Annotated in this window: 14 protein-coding genes; 6 read left to right on the top strand and 8 right to left on the bottom strand. The window is 72.6% G+C overall.

Annotated elements, in window-relative coordinates; genetic code table 11:
* Positions 1-11 precede the first annotated feature (11 nt).
* From DP939_RS12170 to DP939_RS46145, 4 genes are all read left to right on the top strand, one after another.
* Positions 12-2,102, top strand: coding sequence for a transglutaminase family protein (locus DP939_RS12170; protein WP_113980787.1), 2,091 nt, complete (start codon positions 12-14; stop codon positions 2,100-2,102).
* A gap of 139 nt (positions 2,103-2,241) precedes the next feature.
* Entirely contained in the window at positions 2,242-2,775 is a 534-nt protein-coding gene (locus DP939_RS46155; RefSeq protein WP_158578550.1) for an AAA family ATPase, read from the top strand.
* Positions 2,679-5,111, top strand: coding sequence for a helix-turn-helix transcriptional regulator (locus DP939_RS49100; protein WP_318656280.1), 2,433 nt, complete (start codon positions 2,679-2,681; stop codon positions 5,109-5,111). Before DP939_RS46155 ends, DP939_RS49100 begins: the two co-directional genes overlap by 97 nt.
* A 12-nt stretch (positions 5,112-5,123) precedes the next feature.
* Positions 5,124-5,270 carry a hypothetical protein gene (locus DP939_RS46145; RefSeq protein ID WP_158578549.1) on the top strand — a complete coding sequence of 49 codons (147 nt, stop codon included), beginning with the start codon at positions 5,124-5,126 and terminating at the stop codon, positions 5,268-5,270.
* Between the two features lie 20 nt (positions 5,271-5,290).
* Here the strand turns inward: DP939_RS46145 and DP939_RS12160 are convergent, their stop codons facing one another.
* From DP939_RS12160 to DP939_RS12150, 3 genes are all read right to left on the bottom strand, one after another.
* Complete coding sequence (locus DP939_RS12160; protein ID WP_147267964.1) at positions 5,291-5,593, bottom strand: hypothetical protein; 303 nt, start codon at positions 5,591-5,593, stop codon at positions 5,291-5,293.
* Between the two features lie 119 nt (positions 5,594-5,712).
* A complete protein-coding gene (locus tag DP939_RS12155) occupies positions 5,713-7,119 on the bottom strand; it encodes a serine/threonine-protein kinase (RefSeq protein ID WP_113980785.1) in 1,407 nt (468 codons plus the stop codon).
* Between the two features lie 91 nt (positions 7,120-7,210).
* Entirely contained in the window at positions 7,211-7,933 is a 723-nt protein-coding gene (locus DP939_RS12150; RefSeq protein ID WP_113980784.1) for a M50 family metallopeptidase, read from the bottom strand.
* A 150-nt stretch (positions 7,934-8,083) separates the two neighbouring features.
* Here DP939_RS12150 and DP939_RS12145 point away from each other — a divergent pair, with 150 nt between their 5' ends.
* A complete protein-coding gene (locus tag DP939_RS12145) occupies positions 8,084-9,223 on the top strand; it encodes a magnesium and cobalt transport protein CorA (protein ID WP_225878192.1) in 1,140 nt (379 codons plus the stop codon).
* On the opposite strand, the gene DP939_RS12140 is transcribed toward DP939_RS12145, so the two are convergent.
* Together DP939_RS12140 and DP939_RS12135 are read right to left on the bottom strand one after the other, a co-directional pair.
* Entirely contained in the window at positions 9,220-10,761 is a 1,542-nt protein-coding gene (locus DP939_RS12140; RefSeq protein ID WP_147267963.1) for a glycosyltransferase family 39 protein, read from the bottom strand. The two genes, DP939_RS12145 and DP939_RS12140, sit on opposite strands and share 4 nt — an antisense overlap.
* A gap of 166 nt (positions 10,762-10,927) precedes the next feature.
* On the bottom strand, positions 10,928-13,144 hold the full coding sequence (locus DP939_RS12135; RefSeq protein ID WP_113980781.1) for a thiamine pyrophosphate-dependent enzyme: 2,217 nt from the start codon (positions 13,142-13,144) through the stop codon (positions 10,928-10,930).
* A 217-nt stretch (positions 13,145-13,361) separates the two neighbouring features.
* On the opposite strand from DP939_RS12135, the gene DP939_RS12130 reads away from it, so the two are divergent.
* On the top strand, positions 13,362-14,423 hold the full coding sequence (locus tag DP939_RS12130; RefSeq protein WP_113980780.1) for a hypothetical protein: 1,062 nt from the start codon (positions 13,362-13,364) through the stop codon (positions 14,421-14,423).
* 74 nt (positions 14,424-14,497) lie between these two features.
* Here the strand turns inward: DP939_RS12130 and DP939_RS12125 are convergent, their stop codons facing one another.
* The 3 genes from DP939_RS12125 to DP939_RS12115 are packed head-to-tail and all read right to left on the bottom strand — an operon-like array spanning position 14,498 to position 17,184.
* Positions 14,498-15,352, bottom strand: coding sequence for an ABC transporter permease (locus DP939_RS12125; RefSeq protein ID WP_113980779.1), 855 nt, complete (start codon positions 15,350-15,352; stop codon positions 14,498-14,500).
* Between the two features lie 24 nt (positions 15,353-15,376).
* Positions 15,377-16,348, bottom strand: a complete 972-nt coding sequence (locus DP939_RS12120; protein ID WP_113980778.1) for an ATP-binding cassette domain-containing protein — start codon at positions 16,346-16,348, stop codon at positions 15,377-15,379.
* The gene (locus DP939_RS12115) at positions 16,345-17,184 is read right to left on the bottom strand and encodes a PadR family transcriptional regulator (protein ID WP_147267962.1); all 840 of its coding nucleotides are present in this window, start codon (positions 17,182-17,184) and stop codon (positions 16,345-16,347) included. The genes DP939_RS12120 and DP939_RS12115 overlap by 4 nt, the downstream gene beginning before the upstream one ends.
* Between the last annotated feature and the right edge of the window lie 77 nt (positions 17,185-17,261).

The raw sequence follows: 17,261 nt of genomic DNA, 5'->3' as shown, positions 1-17,261 counted from the left end.
GAGGGGGTGCGATGACCGGCTTGGGCTGGGTGGGTGTCGTCAGGCTCGCGGTGGCCGGGGTGGTGGCCGGGGTCGCGGGGTGGGGGTTCGCGCGGGTCTTCGACCCGGGGGACCTGCTGCCCGCCGTGCCCGTGGCGGCGGCGGGGCCGGTGCTGGTCGCGTTGCTGTGCGCGGGACGGCCGCTGTGGCTCGCCCTGCTGGCCGACCTGCTCCTGTGGCCGGTGGGCGCGGCGGTGTTCGTGTACGGCGAGGCGCAGCCCGCCGTGGCCGCCCGCGCCGTCACCGACCTGGCGAACTCCTGGCACGCCCTGCTCACGACGCTGCTGCCCGCCCCGGGCGAGCCCGCACTGATCATCCTCGTCTACACCCTCGTGTGGGCCGCCGCGCTGATCGGCGCCGAACTGGTGACGCGCACCAGGACCCGCGCCGCGCCCGGCCTGCCCGCCATCGCCGTGTTCGTGGCCGCGCTGCTGCTCGGCGTGGACGGGCCCGGCTCCAACCTCCCGGTCGCCGCCGCCGTGGCGGCGCTGGTGGCGGCGCTGTCCCTGCTCGCCGACGCCCGCCCGCCGCTGTGGGCGGCGGCCGGGGTGCCCGCGCTGGCCGCGCTCGCCGCCGTGGCGATGCTGCTCGGCCCGCTGCTGCCGGTGGCGGCCGAGCCGTACAACCCGCGCGCCGACGCCGTACCGCCGCAACCCGTCCGCTTCGACAGCGTCAGCCCGCTGGACCGGGTCTCCGCCTGGCTGCGGCGGCCGGAGACCGACCTGTTCACCGTCCGCTCCCAGACGCCGCTGAACTGGCGGCTCGCCGTGCTCGACCGCTACGACGGGGTCCGCTGGACGTCATCGGCGAAGTTCCGCCCGACCGGGGGGCGCGTGCCCGACGAGGAGCGGCAGGGCCGGTTCTACACCGTCCAGCAGACGTTCACCCTGGCCGGGCTGCGGGACCGCTGGCTGCCCGCCGCGCAGCGCCCGACGTGGGTCGCCGGTGCCCCCAAGGTCGCCGCCGACCCCGAAAGCGGCACGCTCGTGGCGACCGCGGACCCGAGGAAGGGCCTCACCTACCAGGTGACCTCGCGCATCGCCCGCCCCGAAGCGGCGGACCTGGACAATTCGGCCGCCACCGCCGACCCCGCCCTGCTCGACTTCCCCAAGGGACCGCAGCGCGCCGCGTTCGCCAGGCTGGCCCGGCAGGCGACCGGCGGCGCCGAACTGCCCTACCAGCAGGCCGAGGCCCTGGAGGCGTTCATGCGCTCGGCCGCCAAGTACGACATCACCGCGCCGCCCGGCCACTCGCTGCCCGGCCTGGACTACTTCCTGCGCCAGTCGCGCCGGGGCACTTCCGAGCAGTTCGCGTCCACGTACGCGCTGCTGGCGCGGACCATCGGCCTGCCCAGCAGGGTCGTGGTCGGCTTCCGCCCCGGCGAGCGCACGGACGGGACCTTCCACGTCCGCACCGGCGATGTCCTCGCCTGGGCGGAGGTGAAGTTCGACGGCGTGGGCTGGCTGGCCTTCGACCCGACTCCTCCGCGCAGCGGTTCCAAGGACCGCCACGACGTCGTGTCCGCCGTGGAGAAGGACCGCCAGCGGCTCAAGGAACAGCTGGGCAAGGCCACCGAGAACAAGCCGCGCCCCAAGACCGGCCCCGGCGACGGCGACGGGCGCGCCACCCCCGGCGGCGGCCCCGCCTGGTGGCTGATCGCCGTACTCGCAGCGGGCGCGCTCGCCGTCTGTTACGTCCTGCTGGCCGCCGCGCTGCCCTGGTGGCGGCGTCGCCGCAGGCGTACGACGGGCGACCCCGGCGCACGGGTCGCGGGCGCCTGGCGGCAGGCGTGCGACGACCTGGGGCTGTCGGCGGAGAGCGCGCTGACCGCCCAGGAGGTGACCGCGCGCGGCGGTGACGCGCACGGCGATGATCTGGTGTCGCATCTCACGCCATTGGCGCACATCTCGAACTATGTGCGATTCGCCCCGGAGCAGGTCGCCCACGAAGACGCGGAGGAGGCGTGGCGGCGCAGCGACGCCGTACATCGCCTGATCGTCAGGCGCACCCCTGCCGCCCGCAGGTTGCGCCGCCGGCTGCACCCACGCAGCCTGCGGCGATGAGCCGCAGGCGGAGAACGTCGGTGCCGGATGGCGTGCCTGATCGTCAGGCGCACCCCCGCCGCCCGCCGGCTGCACCCGCGCAGCCTGCGGCGATGAGCGGGGGCGGGAAACGTCGGTGCCGGATGGCATGCTTTTGGGCGTGAGCACGCGAGTGGTGAGCCCGAGGTTCGTCGGCAGGTCCGGCGAGCTGGCGGGCCTGACGCGTGCCCTCGGCCTCGCGCGCGAGGGCAGCGCCTCCACCATGCTGGTCGGCGGTGAGGCGGGGGTCGGCAAGACCCGCCTGATCCGCGAGTTCGCGGCCCGCGCGGGCGGCGATGTCCGGGTGCTGGTCGGCGGCTGCCTTGAGCTGGGCCACGACGGCCTGCCGTTCGCGCCCTTCGCGGCGGTGCTGCGCACGCTGACCCGCGACCTCGGCCGCGAGGCGATCGCCGCGCTGCTGCCGGGCGGCTCGGCCAGGGGGCTGGCCCGGCTGCTGCCGGAGTTCGGCGAGCCCGACGACGACGGCCCGCAGGCCCGCGCCCGGCTGTCGAGCACGTCCTCGGCCTGCTCGACCGGCTCGCCGAGCGCGAGCCGACCGTGCTGGTCATCGAAGACGCGCACTGGGCCGACGGCTCCACCCGCGACCTGCTCACCTTCCTGGTTCGCTACCAGCCCTCCGACGCCCGCATGCTGATCGTGGTGACCTACCGGGCCGACGAGATCCACCGCAAGCACCCGCTGCGCCCGATGCTCGCCGAGCTGGGCCGGATGGAGCGGGTGACCCGCATGGAGCTGCCCAGGCTCAGCCGCCGCGAGGTGATCCAGCAGGCCACAGGCATCCTCGACGGCGCGCCCGCGATGGCGGACATCGACCTGATCTATGCCCGCAGCGAGGGCAACCCGCTGTTCGTCGAGGCCCTGCTCGGCGGCGAGCGCGACGCCGTCCCCGACTCGCTGCGCGACCTGCTGCTGGCCAGCGTGGAGCGGCTGCCGGAGGAGACCCAGGAGCTGCTGCGGGTGGCCAGCGCCGGTGGGGCCAGGATCGAGCACGCCCTGCTCGCCGCCGTCGCCGGGCTGGGCGATCACGAGCTGTCCCAGGCGCTGCGGCCCGCCGTGGCGGGCAACGTCCTCACCGCCGACGCCGAGGGTTACGCCTTCCGCCACGCGCTGATCCACGAGGCCGTCCACGAGGACCTGCTGCCCGGCGAGCGCGCCCGGCTGCACACCCGGTTCGCCGAGGCCCTGGCCGCCCACCCCGGGCTGCTGCCCACCCCGCGCGGCGAGATCGAGCTGGCCTACCACTGGCACGAGGCGCACGACACCACCCAGGCGCTGGTCAGCGCCTGGCACGCGGCCGCCGCCGCGCGCCGGTCGGCCGCCTACATCGAGCAGTTCCGGATGCTGACCAGGGTGCTGGAGCTGTGGGACCGGGTGCCCGGCGCGGCCGGCCGGATCGGCGCCGACCACGTCGAGGTGCTCCGCCACGGCGCCACCGTGGCGCACCTGGCCGGTGAGTTCGAGCGGGCGCTGGCCATGGCCACCACGGCGCTCGGCGAGACCGACCCTGCGGCCGAGCCGCTGCGCGCCGCCCGCCTGCTGCGGTCCCGCGGCCTGGTCAAGTACGACCTGGGGCGGCCCGGCTACATCGACGACCTGCGCTCCGCCATGCTGCTGGTGCCCGCCGACCCGCCGACCAAGCTGCGCGGCCAGTTGATGGAGAACCTCAGCCGGATGATGTACGAGCCGAGCGACTGGGCGGAGAAGGAGGCCCAGGCGCTGGAGGCGATCGAGGCGGCCCACCTGGTCGGCGACGCCGCCACCGAGGCCGAGGCGATGACCACCGTCGCCTGGGTCCGCTGCCTGGACTACGACCTGGCGCCGCACATGCCGCTGTTCGACACCGCGAGGGAGCTGGCCGTGCGGTCCTCGGCCGTGTCCGCGGTCAACCGCAACGACATCTCCAAGTCCGACGCGCTGGAGGGCGCGGGCCGTCACGAGGAGGCCGCGCAGGTCGCGCGCCGCGGCATCGCGCACGCCGCGAGCGTCGGGCTGGCCCGCACCCAGGGCGCGTTCCTGTCCATCAACCTCGCCGAGCCGCTGGTGTCGCTGGGCCGGTGGGACGAGGCGCTGGAGGTGATCGAGCATGCCCTGGAGCTGGTTCCGCCGCCGCCGTTCCGGGCCAGCCTGATCGGCTACGCCGCCGACGTGTCCCTGGCCCGGGGGCGCCTCGACACCGCGGCGCGGCAGCTCGCCGAGATCCGTGACCTGCTGCGGCGTGGCACCTACCGGGCCCAGACCGTGCTGCCCAACCTCCGGCGCGAGATCGACCTGCTGGCCGCGCGGGGCCGGGTCGAGGAGGCCCGCGAGATCGCGGCGCGCGCGCTGCGCGAAGAAGACCTCACGGTCAGCCCCCGCTACTCCTGGCCGCTGCTGGTCGCGGTGGCCGGTCTCGGCGGGCCGCCGGTGCCCGGCCTGCACGAGTACGCCGGCACGATCGGCACCTCCGGAGACGTCCAGCACGCCCACGGCCTGGCCTTCGCCGCGCTCACCGCGGGGGAGCGCGGCCAGGCGGCCCTGGCCGCCTGGGACACGGCCGCCGCGGCCTGGGCGGCGCTCGGCCAGCCCTACCCCCGGGCCCGCGCCCTGTTCGAGGCCGCGTCGGCCGCCGTCGCCTGCGGCGAGCGCGACGCGGCGGCCGAGCGGCTGACCAAGGCGTCGGAGGCGGCCCTGCGGCTGGCCGCCGCGCCGCTGACCACCCGGATCGACACGCTGGCCCGCCGGGCGCGGATCGCCCTGGGCGGCGAGCCGGCGGCCGATGGCCCGCCGCTCGGCCTCACCGCCCGCGAGACCGGGGTGCTCCGCCTGGTCGCCGACGGCCTCAGCAACCGCGAGATCGGCGAGGAGCTGTTCATCTCGGTCAAGACCGTCAGCGTCCACGTCTCCAACATCTTGGCCAAGCTCGGGGCCGCCACCCGTGGCGAGGCCGCCGCCACCGCCCACCGCCTCGGCCTCTTCGCCCCCACTCCGTGAGAGGCGTCCGGCGTGGAGTTCTTCTGTCACCACCGCGACCGGCCCGGCTCAGCGGCGCTGCTCCGGGCGCCGGGCCCGGACGCGGCGCGCGACGTCCTGACGGCCGGCCGATACACCGGCGTGGAGGTCCACGACTGGGCGTTCGGCGGGCGCAGGTGACGAGTGGGGTGTGGCGTCGGTCAGTCGTACAGGTTGACGTAGACCTGCTGGATGGTGCCCGGGAAGTTGACCGCCGACGTCTCGCCCACTCCCACCCGTGGGCCCTCCACGGCCCACGGTCCGTTCCACGGGTTCACGTGCTGACCGTACGCGGTGACCGAGTGCGTGCCGGTGCCGCTCGTGCACTTGCTGTAGGCCCAGTATCCGCTCTGCCATCTACTGCAGTTTGTGGGGGCGGCCTGTGCGGGGGACGTGGAGACCATCAGTAGTGACGCGGTGAGCATGGCGGTGGCGGACGCGGCCACGAGCCGGTTTCTTGCCATGTGCGCTTCCTTCGGCTGCGAGGGGGGTCGAGCTTTCCTTTAGGAAACTTTCTTAAACAAAAAGAAGCGCGTCAAGCACGTCCTGCCGGCCGCCCTGTGTCCGAAAAGGGCGTCCCCGTTCAGCCGGATGAGGACTGGGGGCGCGCGCCGCGGATGCAGGCGGGCCGCGACCATGCGGTCGTCGACTCCTGGCCGATGCTGAGCGGGACGCCGACCACGAAGCAGTATCCCGAGCGGGGCCGCAGCCCCAGCACCCGCGTGGAGGTCGCGCCGCGTTCGAGCACGGTCGTCTGCTGGCCGTGGGCGGGCTCGCGCTGGAGCACCAGCGGATAGTCCCTGGCCGCGCCGGGCAGCGTCCAGCGCAGCGTGACCGTGGCCCCGCCGTCGGAGACGACCTTCAGCCGCCGGGGCGCGAGCGCCCTGACCGCCCCCGGATCGATCGCCTGCTCGGGCGCCTGAGTCGCGGCGGCCGACGAGGTCGCCGGGGTGGACGGGCCCTTGCCGGGCGTGCCGTCCTTCCCCGCCACGAACACCGCCACGCCGACCCCCGCCCCGGCCAGCGCCGCCGCCACCATGCCCACCGCCAGGTGCGTGCGCACCCTGGACTTGGGCGCGATGGCGAGCGTGGCCGAACGGGCAGAAGGGGCCGGAGCCGGGTCGCCGGGCTCGGCGGTCACCGGATCGCCGCCGATGATGTCGGTGACCGGCAGTCCCAGCTCCATCTGCAGCCGCTGGAGCCGTCCGGCCATGGCCCGGGCGGACGGGTATCGCTCCTGCGGCTCCTTGGCCATCGCCCGGTTGATCGCCTCGATCACCTGCGGCGGGACGTCGCCGCGCGGGATCGGCGGCGGCGGACGGCTCAGCACCCGCAGCATCAGCGGCGCGATCGAGGAGTCGGTCGGGCTGTGGAAGGCGGGCTGCCCGGCGAGCAGGTGGTAGAGGGTGGACCCCAGGGAGTAGATGTCGGAGGGCACGCTGTGCGGCTGGCCGCGCAGCACCTCGGGCGCGGCGTGCAGCGGGGTGAACGCGTGCGCGCTCGCCGACACCTCCGCCATGTCCACGACCCTGGCCACGCCGAAGTCGGCGATGGCGGGCTCGCCGTACTTGGAGATCAGGATGTTCTGGGGCTTGATGTCGCCGTGCAGCACGCCCGCCTCGTGCACGGCGGCGAGCGCGGCGGCCAGCTTCACCCCGGTGCGCAGCACGTCGGGCACCGGCAGCGGTCCCTCACGGGTCAGCCGGTCGCGCAGCGAGCCGCCCTCGAACAGCTCCATCGCGATGTACGGCCGCCCCGACCGGGTGGCCCCCGTGTCGAAGACGGTCACCACGTTCGGGTGCCCGGTCAGCCGCCCGGTGAGCTGCAACTCCCGCTGGAACCTGCGCAGCGTGCGCTGGTCCACCCGGTCCACCGACAGCAGCTTGAGCGCTACCTGGCGGTCCAGGCGCTCCTGGTAGGCGCGGTACACGACGGCGAAGCCGCCCTGCCCGACCTGCTCAAGAACGCGGTAACCCGGAGCCTCCTCCATCGGTTGCACCGCTTGTATCTCCCCCTGTGTCCCCGTTGGGCAGATCTTAGTCGGCAAACCACGTCTTAGTGGGGCGAAAGCGCACCGCTGATCAGGCGAACGTCAGCGGCAGCGGGACCAGCAGCGCCACCCCGCCGGCCAGCGAGGCGACCGCCACGAGCAGGAAGAACAGGATGTAGAAGCCGCCCGGCAGCACGGTCAGCCGGGCCAGCTGGTCGGCGTCGCTGTCGGGCGCGCGCCCCCTGCGCCGCTTGCGCTGCAGCTCCATGATCGGACGCACCCCGCCGAACAGCAGGAACCACACCGCCAGGTAGGCGCAGATGCCCTGCACCTCATCGGCCGCGAACCACGACAGCGCGAACACCGCGCCCCCGGTGACCACCAGCGACAGCACGCCGAACAGGTTGCGGATCAGCAGCAACATGCACGCGAGCAGCACCAGCACCGCCCACAGCAGCAGCGTCACACGGCCCTGCGAGATCAGCCACGCCCCGCCCAGCCCGAGCAGCGACGGCGCGACATAGCCCGCCAGAGCCGTCAGGATCATGCCCGGCCCGGTCGGCCTGCCCCGGGTCAGGGTCACCCCCGAGGTGTCGGAGTGCAGCCGGATGCCCTGCAGCTTGCGCCTCGTGAGCACCGCGACCAGCGCATGACCGCCCTCGTGCGCGATCGTGATCAGGCCGCGCGAGACCCGCCAGGACACCGCCGATCCCACCGCCACCAGCGCCACCAGCGCCGCCACCAGGATCGCCCAGGTGGGGGGAGCGTCGCGCGTCGTGGTCAGATGGACCCACACCTCGTTCAGAGATTCCATCGGTGTAAAGCCTGCACCAAGAACGACCCTCCCGCGACCCTCCGTGGCAACCGTGTGGAGATCCGGGCTCCGGAATTCGTTCAGCGAGCCCGACTAAACTTCGGAATCCGGGCAGAACGCCTAACGGCGGCGGAAGAGGGGAGGCGGATCTTGAGCGATCGGCGACCGCGTGGGATGCGTGCCTTTCTGCGACCTTCCGGCCGCAGGGCCGACGAGCCCGCCCCCGAGCGGTCCATGGACCCGCGCGGCGACGGGGCCCCGCACTCCCGGCCCAGCGTGATCGACAACGCCCTCTACGTCGGCGGCAGGCGGGTGGACACGCCCTCGTCGCTGGCCGACGCCTTCGACAGCCTGAAGAACACCCCCGACAGCATGGCCTGGATCGGCCTGTACCGCCCCAAGGACTGGGAGCTGGTCAAGGTCGCCGAGGAGTTCGGCCTGCACGAACTGGCCGTCGAGGACGCGATCGTCGCCCACCAGCGCCCCAAGGCCGACCGGTACGGCGACACGCTCTTCGTGGTGCTGCGCGCCGCCCGCTACCACGACGAGGTCGAGGAGGTCGACTTCGGCGAGCTGCACGTCTTCGTCGGCCCCAACTACGTGATCACCGTACGGCACAGCGAGGCCCCCGACCTGTCGGCCGTACGCCGCCGGATGGAGTCGGAGCCCGCCCTGCTCCGCCAGGGCCCCCAGGCCGTGCTGTACGCGATCCTGGACGCGGTGGTGGACGGCTACGCCCCGGTGGTCGGCGGCCTGCAGAACGACATCGACGAGATCGAGGTGCAGGTCTTCGGCGGCGACCCGGCGGTGTCCCGGCGCATCTACGAGCTGTCCCGCGAGGTGATCGAGTTCCAGCGGGCCACCCTGCCGCTGCTCGACATGCTCGACGGGTTCGTCGCCGGGTCCGCCAAGTACGGGGTGGACGAGGAGCTGCAGAGCTACCTGCGCGACGTCGCCGACCACGCGATCACCGTCGTGGAGCGGATCGCCGGCTTCCGGCAGTTGCTCCAGGACATCCTGGTGGTCAACTCCACCCTGGTGAGCCAGGCGCAGAGCCTGGAGATGACCAAGCTCACCGAGGCCAGCTACGCGCAGAGCGAGGAGGTCAAAAAGATCTCCGCCTGGGCGGCCATCCTGTTCGCCCCGACGCTCGTCGGCACGATCTACGGAATGAACTTCGACTTCATGCCCGAGACGCACTGGTCGCTCGGCTATCCCTTCGCGGTGATGCTCATGGCGGCCGTGTGCGTGACGCTCTACGTGGTGTTCAAGCGCCGCGACTGGCTCTAGGCGCGGCCGGTCATCCCCAGGTGGGCGAAGCTCGGCCACAGCTCGCGCCACGGGGCGCGCTGGCCGCGGCAGATCCAGATCGTCCGGCCCTGTTCCTTGCTCGCCAGGCCCACGCCGTTGTCGATCCGCCCGGCGGGGGTGACCTCGTGCCAGAAGCGGGCGAGGTACGCCCGGCCCGCCGCTCCGCGCGGGCCGACGAAGATCGTGGGGCCGCCGTCCCTGGCGGGGACGCGGAAGTGCCAGTAGCCGTTGTGGCCGCTGTGCGCGGGAGGCAGGCCGTAGCGCCCGCCGTACAGGTCGATGGCCCCGGCCTCGCCGTAGTTGTCCGCCATGATCGTCACCAGCGGGCGCTCGGCGGGGGGCAGCGTGTCACGAACCCGGGCCACCTCGGCGACCAGCGCGGGCCAGCCGACGGTCTCGGTGGTCGCGCTGTTGGTGGCCTGCGGGCTGCGGGCCAGCCAGGCCAGTGGGTAGATCGGCAGTGACATCACCGCGGCCAGCGCACCGGCCACGGCGTACACCCCCGGCAGGACCGGCCGCGGCCAGCGCGCGGCGGCCAGCCGGGACTCCAGCTCGACCGCGCCCGCCGCCCACAGCGCCGCCCACAGGCCCGCCAGGTAGTTGGGCTTGCCTCCGGCCGCCAGGAAGCTCACCACCAGGATGAGATAGGCCCAGCCGAGGAACCGGTAGCGGTGCAGCCGGGGCGAGCGGAACAGCCGCACCCAGCCGTACGCCCACAGCGGCGAGGTGAGCAGCCCGGTCAGGATCACCAGGTAGGGCAGGAAGCCGGGCCGTCCGAGGAAGTCGTCGTTCGCGCCGATGGCCTCGGCCATGCCGAGCTGCGGCCAGCCGTGCGCGTGCTGCCACAGCAGCGAGGGGATCGACGGGATCATCGCCACCACCGCCGCCGCCCACGGCGCGGCCCGGCGCAGCAGGTCGCGCGGCCCGGCGATCAGCATGCCCGCGAGTATCGCGGCCAGGACGAACGCCACCAGGTACTTCGCCTGTAGCGCCACCGCCGCCGCGGCCCCCGCCGTCAGCGCCCACACCGCCTGGCCGGTCCGGACCCAGCGCAGCAGCAGCCAGATCAGCGCCGTGGTCGCCAGCAGGTCCACGGTGACGGTGTAGAGGCTGTGCCCGATGTTGAGGATGAACGGGGAGACCGCGTAGGCGGCGGCGGTCATGAGCTGGGCCGTGCGCCCGCCGTTCAGCTCCCTGGCGGTCAGCGCGGCGACCACCACGCCCGCCGCCACGATCGACGCCGCGACCACCCGGACGGCCACCATCGACTCGCCGGACACCTCGGTGATCGCCCGCATCAGCAGCGGCAGCAGCGGCGGCTGGTCGGGGTAGCCCCAGGCGGGATGCCGCCCGGCCTCGATGAAGTACAGCTCGTCGCGGTGGAAGCCGTACCGGGCGGACACGGCCACCAGGACCGCCCAGTAGAAGGCGGTGAGAACGAGCACCGGCCGCCAGGCGATCGCGGGCACGCCAACGGCTGCCGGGGCGGCCGGTGTGGCCGCTTGACGTGTCGTCACCTGCGAAAACGTATGTCGGCGGCAGGCGGCCCGCAACCGGTTCGGTAAAAATCGTTGCGGCTGCAACCGGTTCTCGCCCGCCCGCCGTGACCGCCTGATCTGGGCCGCGGACAGTGCTTGGCACGAGGGCGGTTGTAACGCGTTCCGGTCGATGGACGCGGGCCCCTCAGCCGAGCATCTTGCGCGCGGCCTCCTCGATCTCGGCCTCCGACAGCAGCACGTGGTTCGCCGCCTCGCCGAGCGGGATGAAGGAGTCGTGCGAGGTGACCCTGGCGATCTGGCCGGTGAACCCGGCGTCCAGCAGCTCGGCGACGACGCCTTCGGACACCCCGCCGGTGCGCCGGGTCTCGTCGGCGATCAGCACCTTGCCGGTGAGCTGGGCGGCCTCCAGCAGGTCGGCGGTCGGCAGCGGGGACAGCCAGCGCAGGTCGAGCACCCGGCAGCTGTACCCCTCCGAGGTCAGCCGGACGGCGGCGCGCAGGCTCATCCGCAGGCCGTTGCCGAACGTGACGATGGTCAGGTCACGGCCGTCGCCGTAGCTGCGCGCCCGCCCGATCGGGACGTGCGTCTCGGCCCAGCGGGACGGCGGCGTGTACGGAGCCGCCCAGCCCCGGTCGCCCTCGTCGAACAGGTCGCGCGTGGTGTACAGGGCGATCGGCTCCAGGAACACGCACACCGACCCGTCGGTCCTGGCCGCCGTCAGGCAGGTGCGCAGCATGGCCGCCGCGTCGTCGGGCCGGGCGGGGGAGGCGATCACCACGCCCGGGATGTCGCGCAGCGCGGCGATCGAGTTGTCGTTGTGGAAGTGGCCGCCGAACCCCTTCTGGTAGGCGTAGGAGGCCACCCTGACCACCATCGGGTTGCGGAAGTGGCCCCTGGAGAAGTACGACAGCGTGGCCGCCTCGCCGCGGATCTGGTCGAGCGCGTTGTGCAGGTAGGCCAGGTACTGGATCTCCGGCACGGGCAGCATGCCCGACAGCCCGGTGCCGAGCGCGAGGCCCAGGATCGCCTGCTCGTCGAGCAGCGTGTCGAACACCTGGCCCGCCCCGAAGCGCTTCTGCAGGCCGCGGGTCACGCCGTAGACGCCGCCCTTGCGCGCGACGTCCTCGCCGAACACCAGCACCCCCTGGCCGGCGGCCAGCGCGTCGGCCAGCGTGCGGTTGATCGCCTGGGACAGCGTCAGCGGCCCCTCATCCTCCGGCAGCGCCCTGCCGAAGGCGCGGTCGCGCGCGGCGGGCTCGGCGACCGCGGTCACCGCGGCGGCGACCCGCTCGGGGCGGCGGGGCGCGAGCGGGGCGACGATCTCGGCGGCGGAGGTCAGCTTCGGCCGCCTGGCGCTCTCCATCGCCATCCGCAGCACGTGCTCGCGGGCGGCCTCGTAGCGGTTCAGCAGCGCCTCGGGCGTGGTCAGGCCCGACTGGACCAGCAGCCGGGCGGTCGCCACCAGCGGGTCGCGGTCCAGGTCGGCGGTGATCTCGCGGCCGGTGCGGTAGGAGGACTCCACGTCGGACCCGGCGTGCCCCATCAGCCGGACCGTCTTCAGGTGCAGCAGCGCGGGCGTACGCCGCTCGCGGACGTGATCGGCCGCCGCGCGGGCCGCCTCGTAGGCCGCCACCAGGTCGCCTCCGTCGGCGGTGAAGTATTCGATGCCGCGCGGCACGGACCGCTCGACCCAGCCCGCCGGGGTGCGGACGCTGATGCCGATGCCGTTGTCCTCGCAGACGAACAAAATCGGCATGGGCATGGACTGGAAGGCGCCGTAGGCGGCGGTGTTGAGCCCCGACAGGGCCGACGCGTGGTTGATCGAGGCGTCGCCGAAGCTGCACACGGCGATGGCGTCGTCGCGCCGCCCCGAGGCCAGGCGCAGCGCGCGGGCCCGGTCGATGGCGAAGGCGACGCCCACCGCGCGGGGCAGGTGGCTCGCGATCGTGGAGGTCTGCGGGATGATCGCCAGCTCGGGGTGGCCGAAGACCTTGTGCCGGCCGCCGGCCACGGGCTCCTCCGCCGAGGCGGTCAGGCCGAGCAGCACGTCGCGCATGCCCTCCTCGGGCAGCCGTCCGGCGGCGGCCGAGCGGGTCAGGTAGAACGCGCCCGACCTGTAGTGCAGCAGCGCGGGGTCGTCGAGCCGGACGGCGGCGGCGACCGCCGCGTTGCCCTCGTGCCCCGCCGAGCCGATCGTGTAGAAGCCCTTGTCCTCCTGGCGCAGGACGCGGGCGGCGATGTCGAGCAGGCGGCTGCCGACCTGGTGGTCGAACAACTCCTGGCATCGGCGTCCGGTCAGCGTCGTGCCGCCGGTGATCGGAAGGTCGGGGTCACGGGTCGTCCCTGCTCGCAGGGCGGCAACCGCGTCGGTGAAATGGGTCTCAACAATGTCGCGCGCCACGTTCCGATTATGGCGCGGCGGGCCGGTCCCGTCTTGCCGCCCGCCGACATCCGGTGCATCTGGGTGGAACGGTCCCGGCTGACCACTAAAAATGACAGTTTGTCAATATTTACAACCAATCGGAAGGTAAAGCCGTCTTCTAGAAGAGAGCAGACGTGGCACCCTCATGCCGCGTTCCGACCCGACCTTGAGTCGACGGGGAAGGATGGTCACCCGTATGTTGAAACGCATCCAGACCGCCATCGTGGCGGCGGTCATGGGCGCCGGGGCACTGGCTCTGGCCCCCGCGGCCTCCGCGACGGCGGCGACGGCCCCCACCGTCTCCGCTCTGACGGTCTCCCCCTCCGCGGTGGTGGTGAAGGGCGCGCCGGTCACCGCCGAGTTCGGCTTCATCACCGCCAACGGTCCCGAGAACGTGGAACTCCAGCTCAAGCCGCCGGGCATCAGCGTGGGCACGCAGCTCACGCTGCAGTCCCGGGACCTGGGCGACGGCAAGAAGGCCTGGACGGCGAGCAAGACCTTCGACCGGGCGAGCGCCGGCGGGTCCTGGACCCTGCTCGCCATCGCCTCCAACAAGGACGGCAACGACTCCAAGAGCGCGACGTTCGCCGTCCGGCAGGTGCGGGACACGCGGATCGTCGGCTTCGACGCCGATCCGCGCGAGGTCCGCAGGGGCGACACCGTCTCGGTGGACGGCAAGCTGCTGGCCGACGGCCCGAGGGGCTGGGACGGCTACGCCGGCCAGCGGGTCACGATCCAGTTCAAGGGCCACAGGTGGCACCGCTGGGTGGACGTGACCAGTGACACGACCGACCGGCACGGCCGCTTCTGGGCGCGCGTCACGGCCAGGACCTCGGGTCTGTGGCGTGCCGAGTACGCGGGCGGCTCCGACTCGGAAGGGTCGGTCAGCCGGCCCGAGTACGTCCGCGTCGTCCGCCCCACGCCTCCTCCGCCCCCGGAGAAGGCGGACAGCAGGATCGTCAAGTTCGACGCCTACAACGAGCCCGTCAAGCGCGGCAGGTACCTCAGGTTCGCGGGCGTCCTGCAGGTGCGGGACGGCTGGAGCTGGGACGGCTACAGGTCCAAGGTGCGGCTGTACTTCAAGGCCGACGGCTCGCACAGGTGGCAGTACGTCAAGTCGACGTGGTCCATCTGGAGCGGCAAGTTCTACACCAAGGCCAAGGCGTGGAAGTCGGGTCAGTGGAAGGTCGTCTTCGCCGGTGACTCCGACGCGTACGGCTCCACCAGCAAGCGCGACCACGTGCGGGTCCGGCGGTAGCCGTACCGGCTCGTGACACGCACAACGGGCCCGGGACCTCATGGTCCCGGGCCCTTCCCGTCCCGCCGCCCGCGCTAGTCGGCCCTGCGGAACTGCGCGACGGCCACGCCCAGCAGCACCGCGCCGATGGCCGTGACCAGCCCCAGCTCCAGGCCGATCGACAGCTTGGCGCCGAACCAGCTCACCCCCGGGTTGAGCATCGCGTCGACCTGCGGCGCGACGTGGAGCGAGCCGAACACCGCCTGGCGCATCGGATCGACCGCGTACGTGAGCGGGTTGACCGTGGTCAGCACGTGCAGCCAGGACGGCAGGTTGGCCAGCGGGAACATCGCGCCGGACAGGAACATCATCGGCATGATGGCCACCTGCATGAGCCCGAAGAAGGACTGCATGTTCTTCATCCGGGCGGCCATCATCACCCCGAACGCGGTGATGGTGAACGCCGCCAGGAACATCTCGCCGAGCAGCGTGAGCATCAGCACCGGGTCGTACGGCACGCCCACCGCCCCCGCCAGCGCCAGGATCACGATCCCCTGGGCGGTGGCCACGACGGCCCCGCCCAGGCACTTGCCGACCACGATCGAGGTACGGCTCACCGGGGCCACCAGCATCTCGCGCAGGAAGCCGAACTCGCGGTCCCACACGATCGACCCCGCGGAGAACATCGCCGTCATGATCACCGTCATCGAGATCATGCCCGGGTACATGAACGTCCGGAAGTCGAGGCCGGGGATCGCCCCGGACACCAGGGTGCCGAGGCCCGTGCCCATCACGAACAGCCAGAGCACCGGCTGGATGAGCATCGAGATCATGCGCGTGCGGTCGTTGAGGAAGCGCAGCATCTCACGGTGCAGGACCACCTTCACCGCGCGCAGGTCGTGCGCGGCGCTGCGGCGCGGCACGCGCACGGCAATCGCGTCGCTCGTCATCGTCTTCGATCACCTTTCGGGGGGTCAGCGGCGGACCATCGCGCGCACCCACGCGTTGTCCGAGCCGGACTCGGCGTCGCGGATGGTGGAGCCGGTGTAGGACATGAACACGTCGTCGAGGGAGGGCCTGGCCACGCTCACCGCCTTGATGGGCATGCCCAGCTCGGCGAACAGGCGCGGGACGAACTGCTCGCCGGAGGCCACGGCGAAGGTCACCTGTCCCTCGCGCACGGCGGCCTCCAGGCCGAACCGGTCCCGCAGCGCGGCGATGGCGGCCTCGTCGTCGCCGGTCTGGATCTGCACCCGGTCCTCGCCGACGCTGGCCTTGAGCGCCTCGGGGGAGTCGATCACCACGATCTCGCCGTGGTCGATGATCGCGATCCTGTCGCAGTACTCCGCCTCGTCCATGTAGTGCGTCGTCATGAAGATCGTGATGTCCTCACTGCGGCGCAGGTCATTGATGTATCCCCAGATGGCGGCGCGGGTCTGGGGGTCCAGGCCGACCGTCGGCTCGTCCAGGAACAGCACCCGCGGCGAGTGCAGCAGGCCGCGGGCGATCTCCAGGCGGCGCTTCATGCCGCCGGAGAACGTGCTCACCTTGGCGTCCTTGCGGTCCCAGAGCCTGACCATCTCCATGACCTGCCTGATCCGCGGGCCTGCCGCGCTCTTGGGCAGGCCGTACAGCTCGGCGTGGAACATCAGGTTCTGCTCGGCGCTGAGGTAGCCGTCGAGCGTCGGGTCCTGGAAGACCAGGCCGATGTTGCGCCGTACCTCGTCGCGCTCGCTGACGACGTCGTGCCCGGCGACCAGGGCGGTGCCGCCGGTCGGGTTGACCAGCGTGCACAGCATGCTGATGGTCGTGGTCTTGCCCGCGCCGTTGGGCCCGAGGAAGCCGAACACCTCGCCGGGCGCGACCGTGAACTCCACGCCCTTGACGGCCTCGACCTTGCCGTAACTCTTGCGCAGGCCCTGTACGGCGACCGCAGCCTGACTCATTCGGCTTCCTCCGTCGGTCGTGGATCGATCTCGTCCGCGCTGTCGTAGTCGTCGGCGAGGATCTTGAAGAATCCCCGCCTGGTCTCCTTCAGCAGCCGCTTGGCGGCGGCCACCTGCTTGTCGTCGGCGGTCCGCGTGAGGTGCAGGAACGCCTCGCCGACCTGTCCCCACAGCAGCCGCAGTTCGTGCCGGTCCTCCGGGACGCTCCTGATCACCGCGGCCCATGGCTCGGCCAGCTCGGCGGCGCGCGCCTCAACATGGCGTCTGCCCTCTTCGGTGAGGTCGTAGACCCGGCTGCCGCCCGATTCGCGGCCCTGGACCAGGCCCTCGTCCTCCAGTTGCTGCAGGGCCGGGTAGACCGAACCGGGGCTCGGCCGCCACACGCCGAGACTGCGGCGGGCGATCTCCTCGATGATCTGGTAGCCGTTGCGCGGGCCTTCGCGCAGCAGGGCCAGCGTGCCCGCGCGTACGTCGCCCCGCCGTACCCTCGGCGCGAACTCCGGGCCGGGGGGCGGAACGTGCGGCGGGATCACCGCCCCGGGCGGGTGCGGCGGTATCGCCGGGGCGTAGGGTCCGCGCGTCAGCGCCTCCGTGACCTCCTCTGCCTCCCAGGGGTCGTCCTCCACCCCGCGTGCCGCGGCCACCGCCCACCATGGCGGCCCGCTCCCAGGATCCCCGCGCCACGACGGCTCGCCGTGGCCCGGAGGCGCGCCGGGCCGGTGGGCGGGCGGTCCGCCGGCCGGGCCGTGCCAGGACGATGGGCCGTGGCCCGGGAAGCCCCGATGACCATGTCCCGCTCCGCCGGCCGCCCAGTGCCGATCGCCACCGTTGTTCATGAGTACTCCTCAACTATCGAGATACATTAACGATATATCTAGATAGTTGAGACGACAAGCCCATATCAGGGCAAAGC

Source organism: Spongiactinospora rosea (assembly GCF_003315795.1).
Lineage (GTDB): Bacteria > Actinomycetota > Actinomycetes > Streptosporangiales > Streptosporangiaceae > Spongiactinospora > Spongiactinospora rosea.
This window is presented reverse-complemented; position numbering and strand designations above follow the sequence as displayed.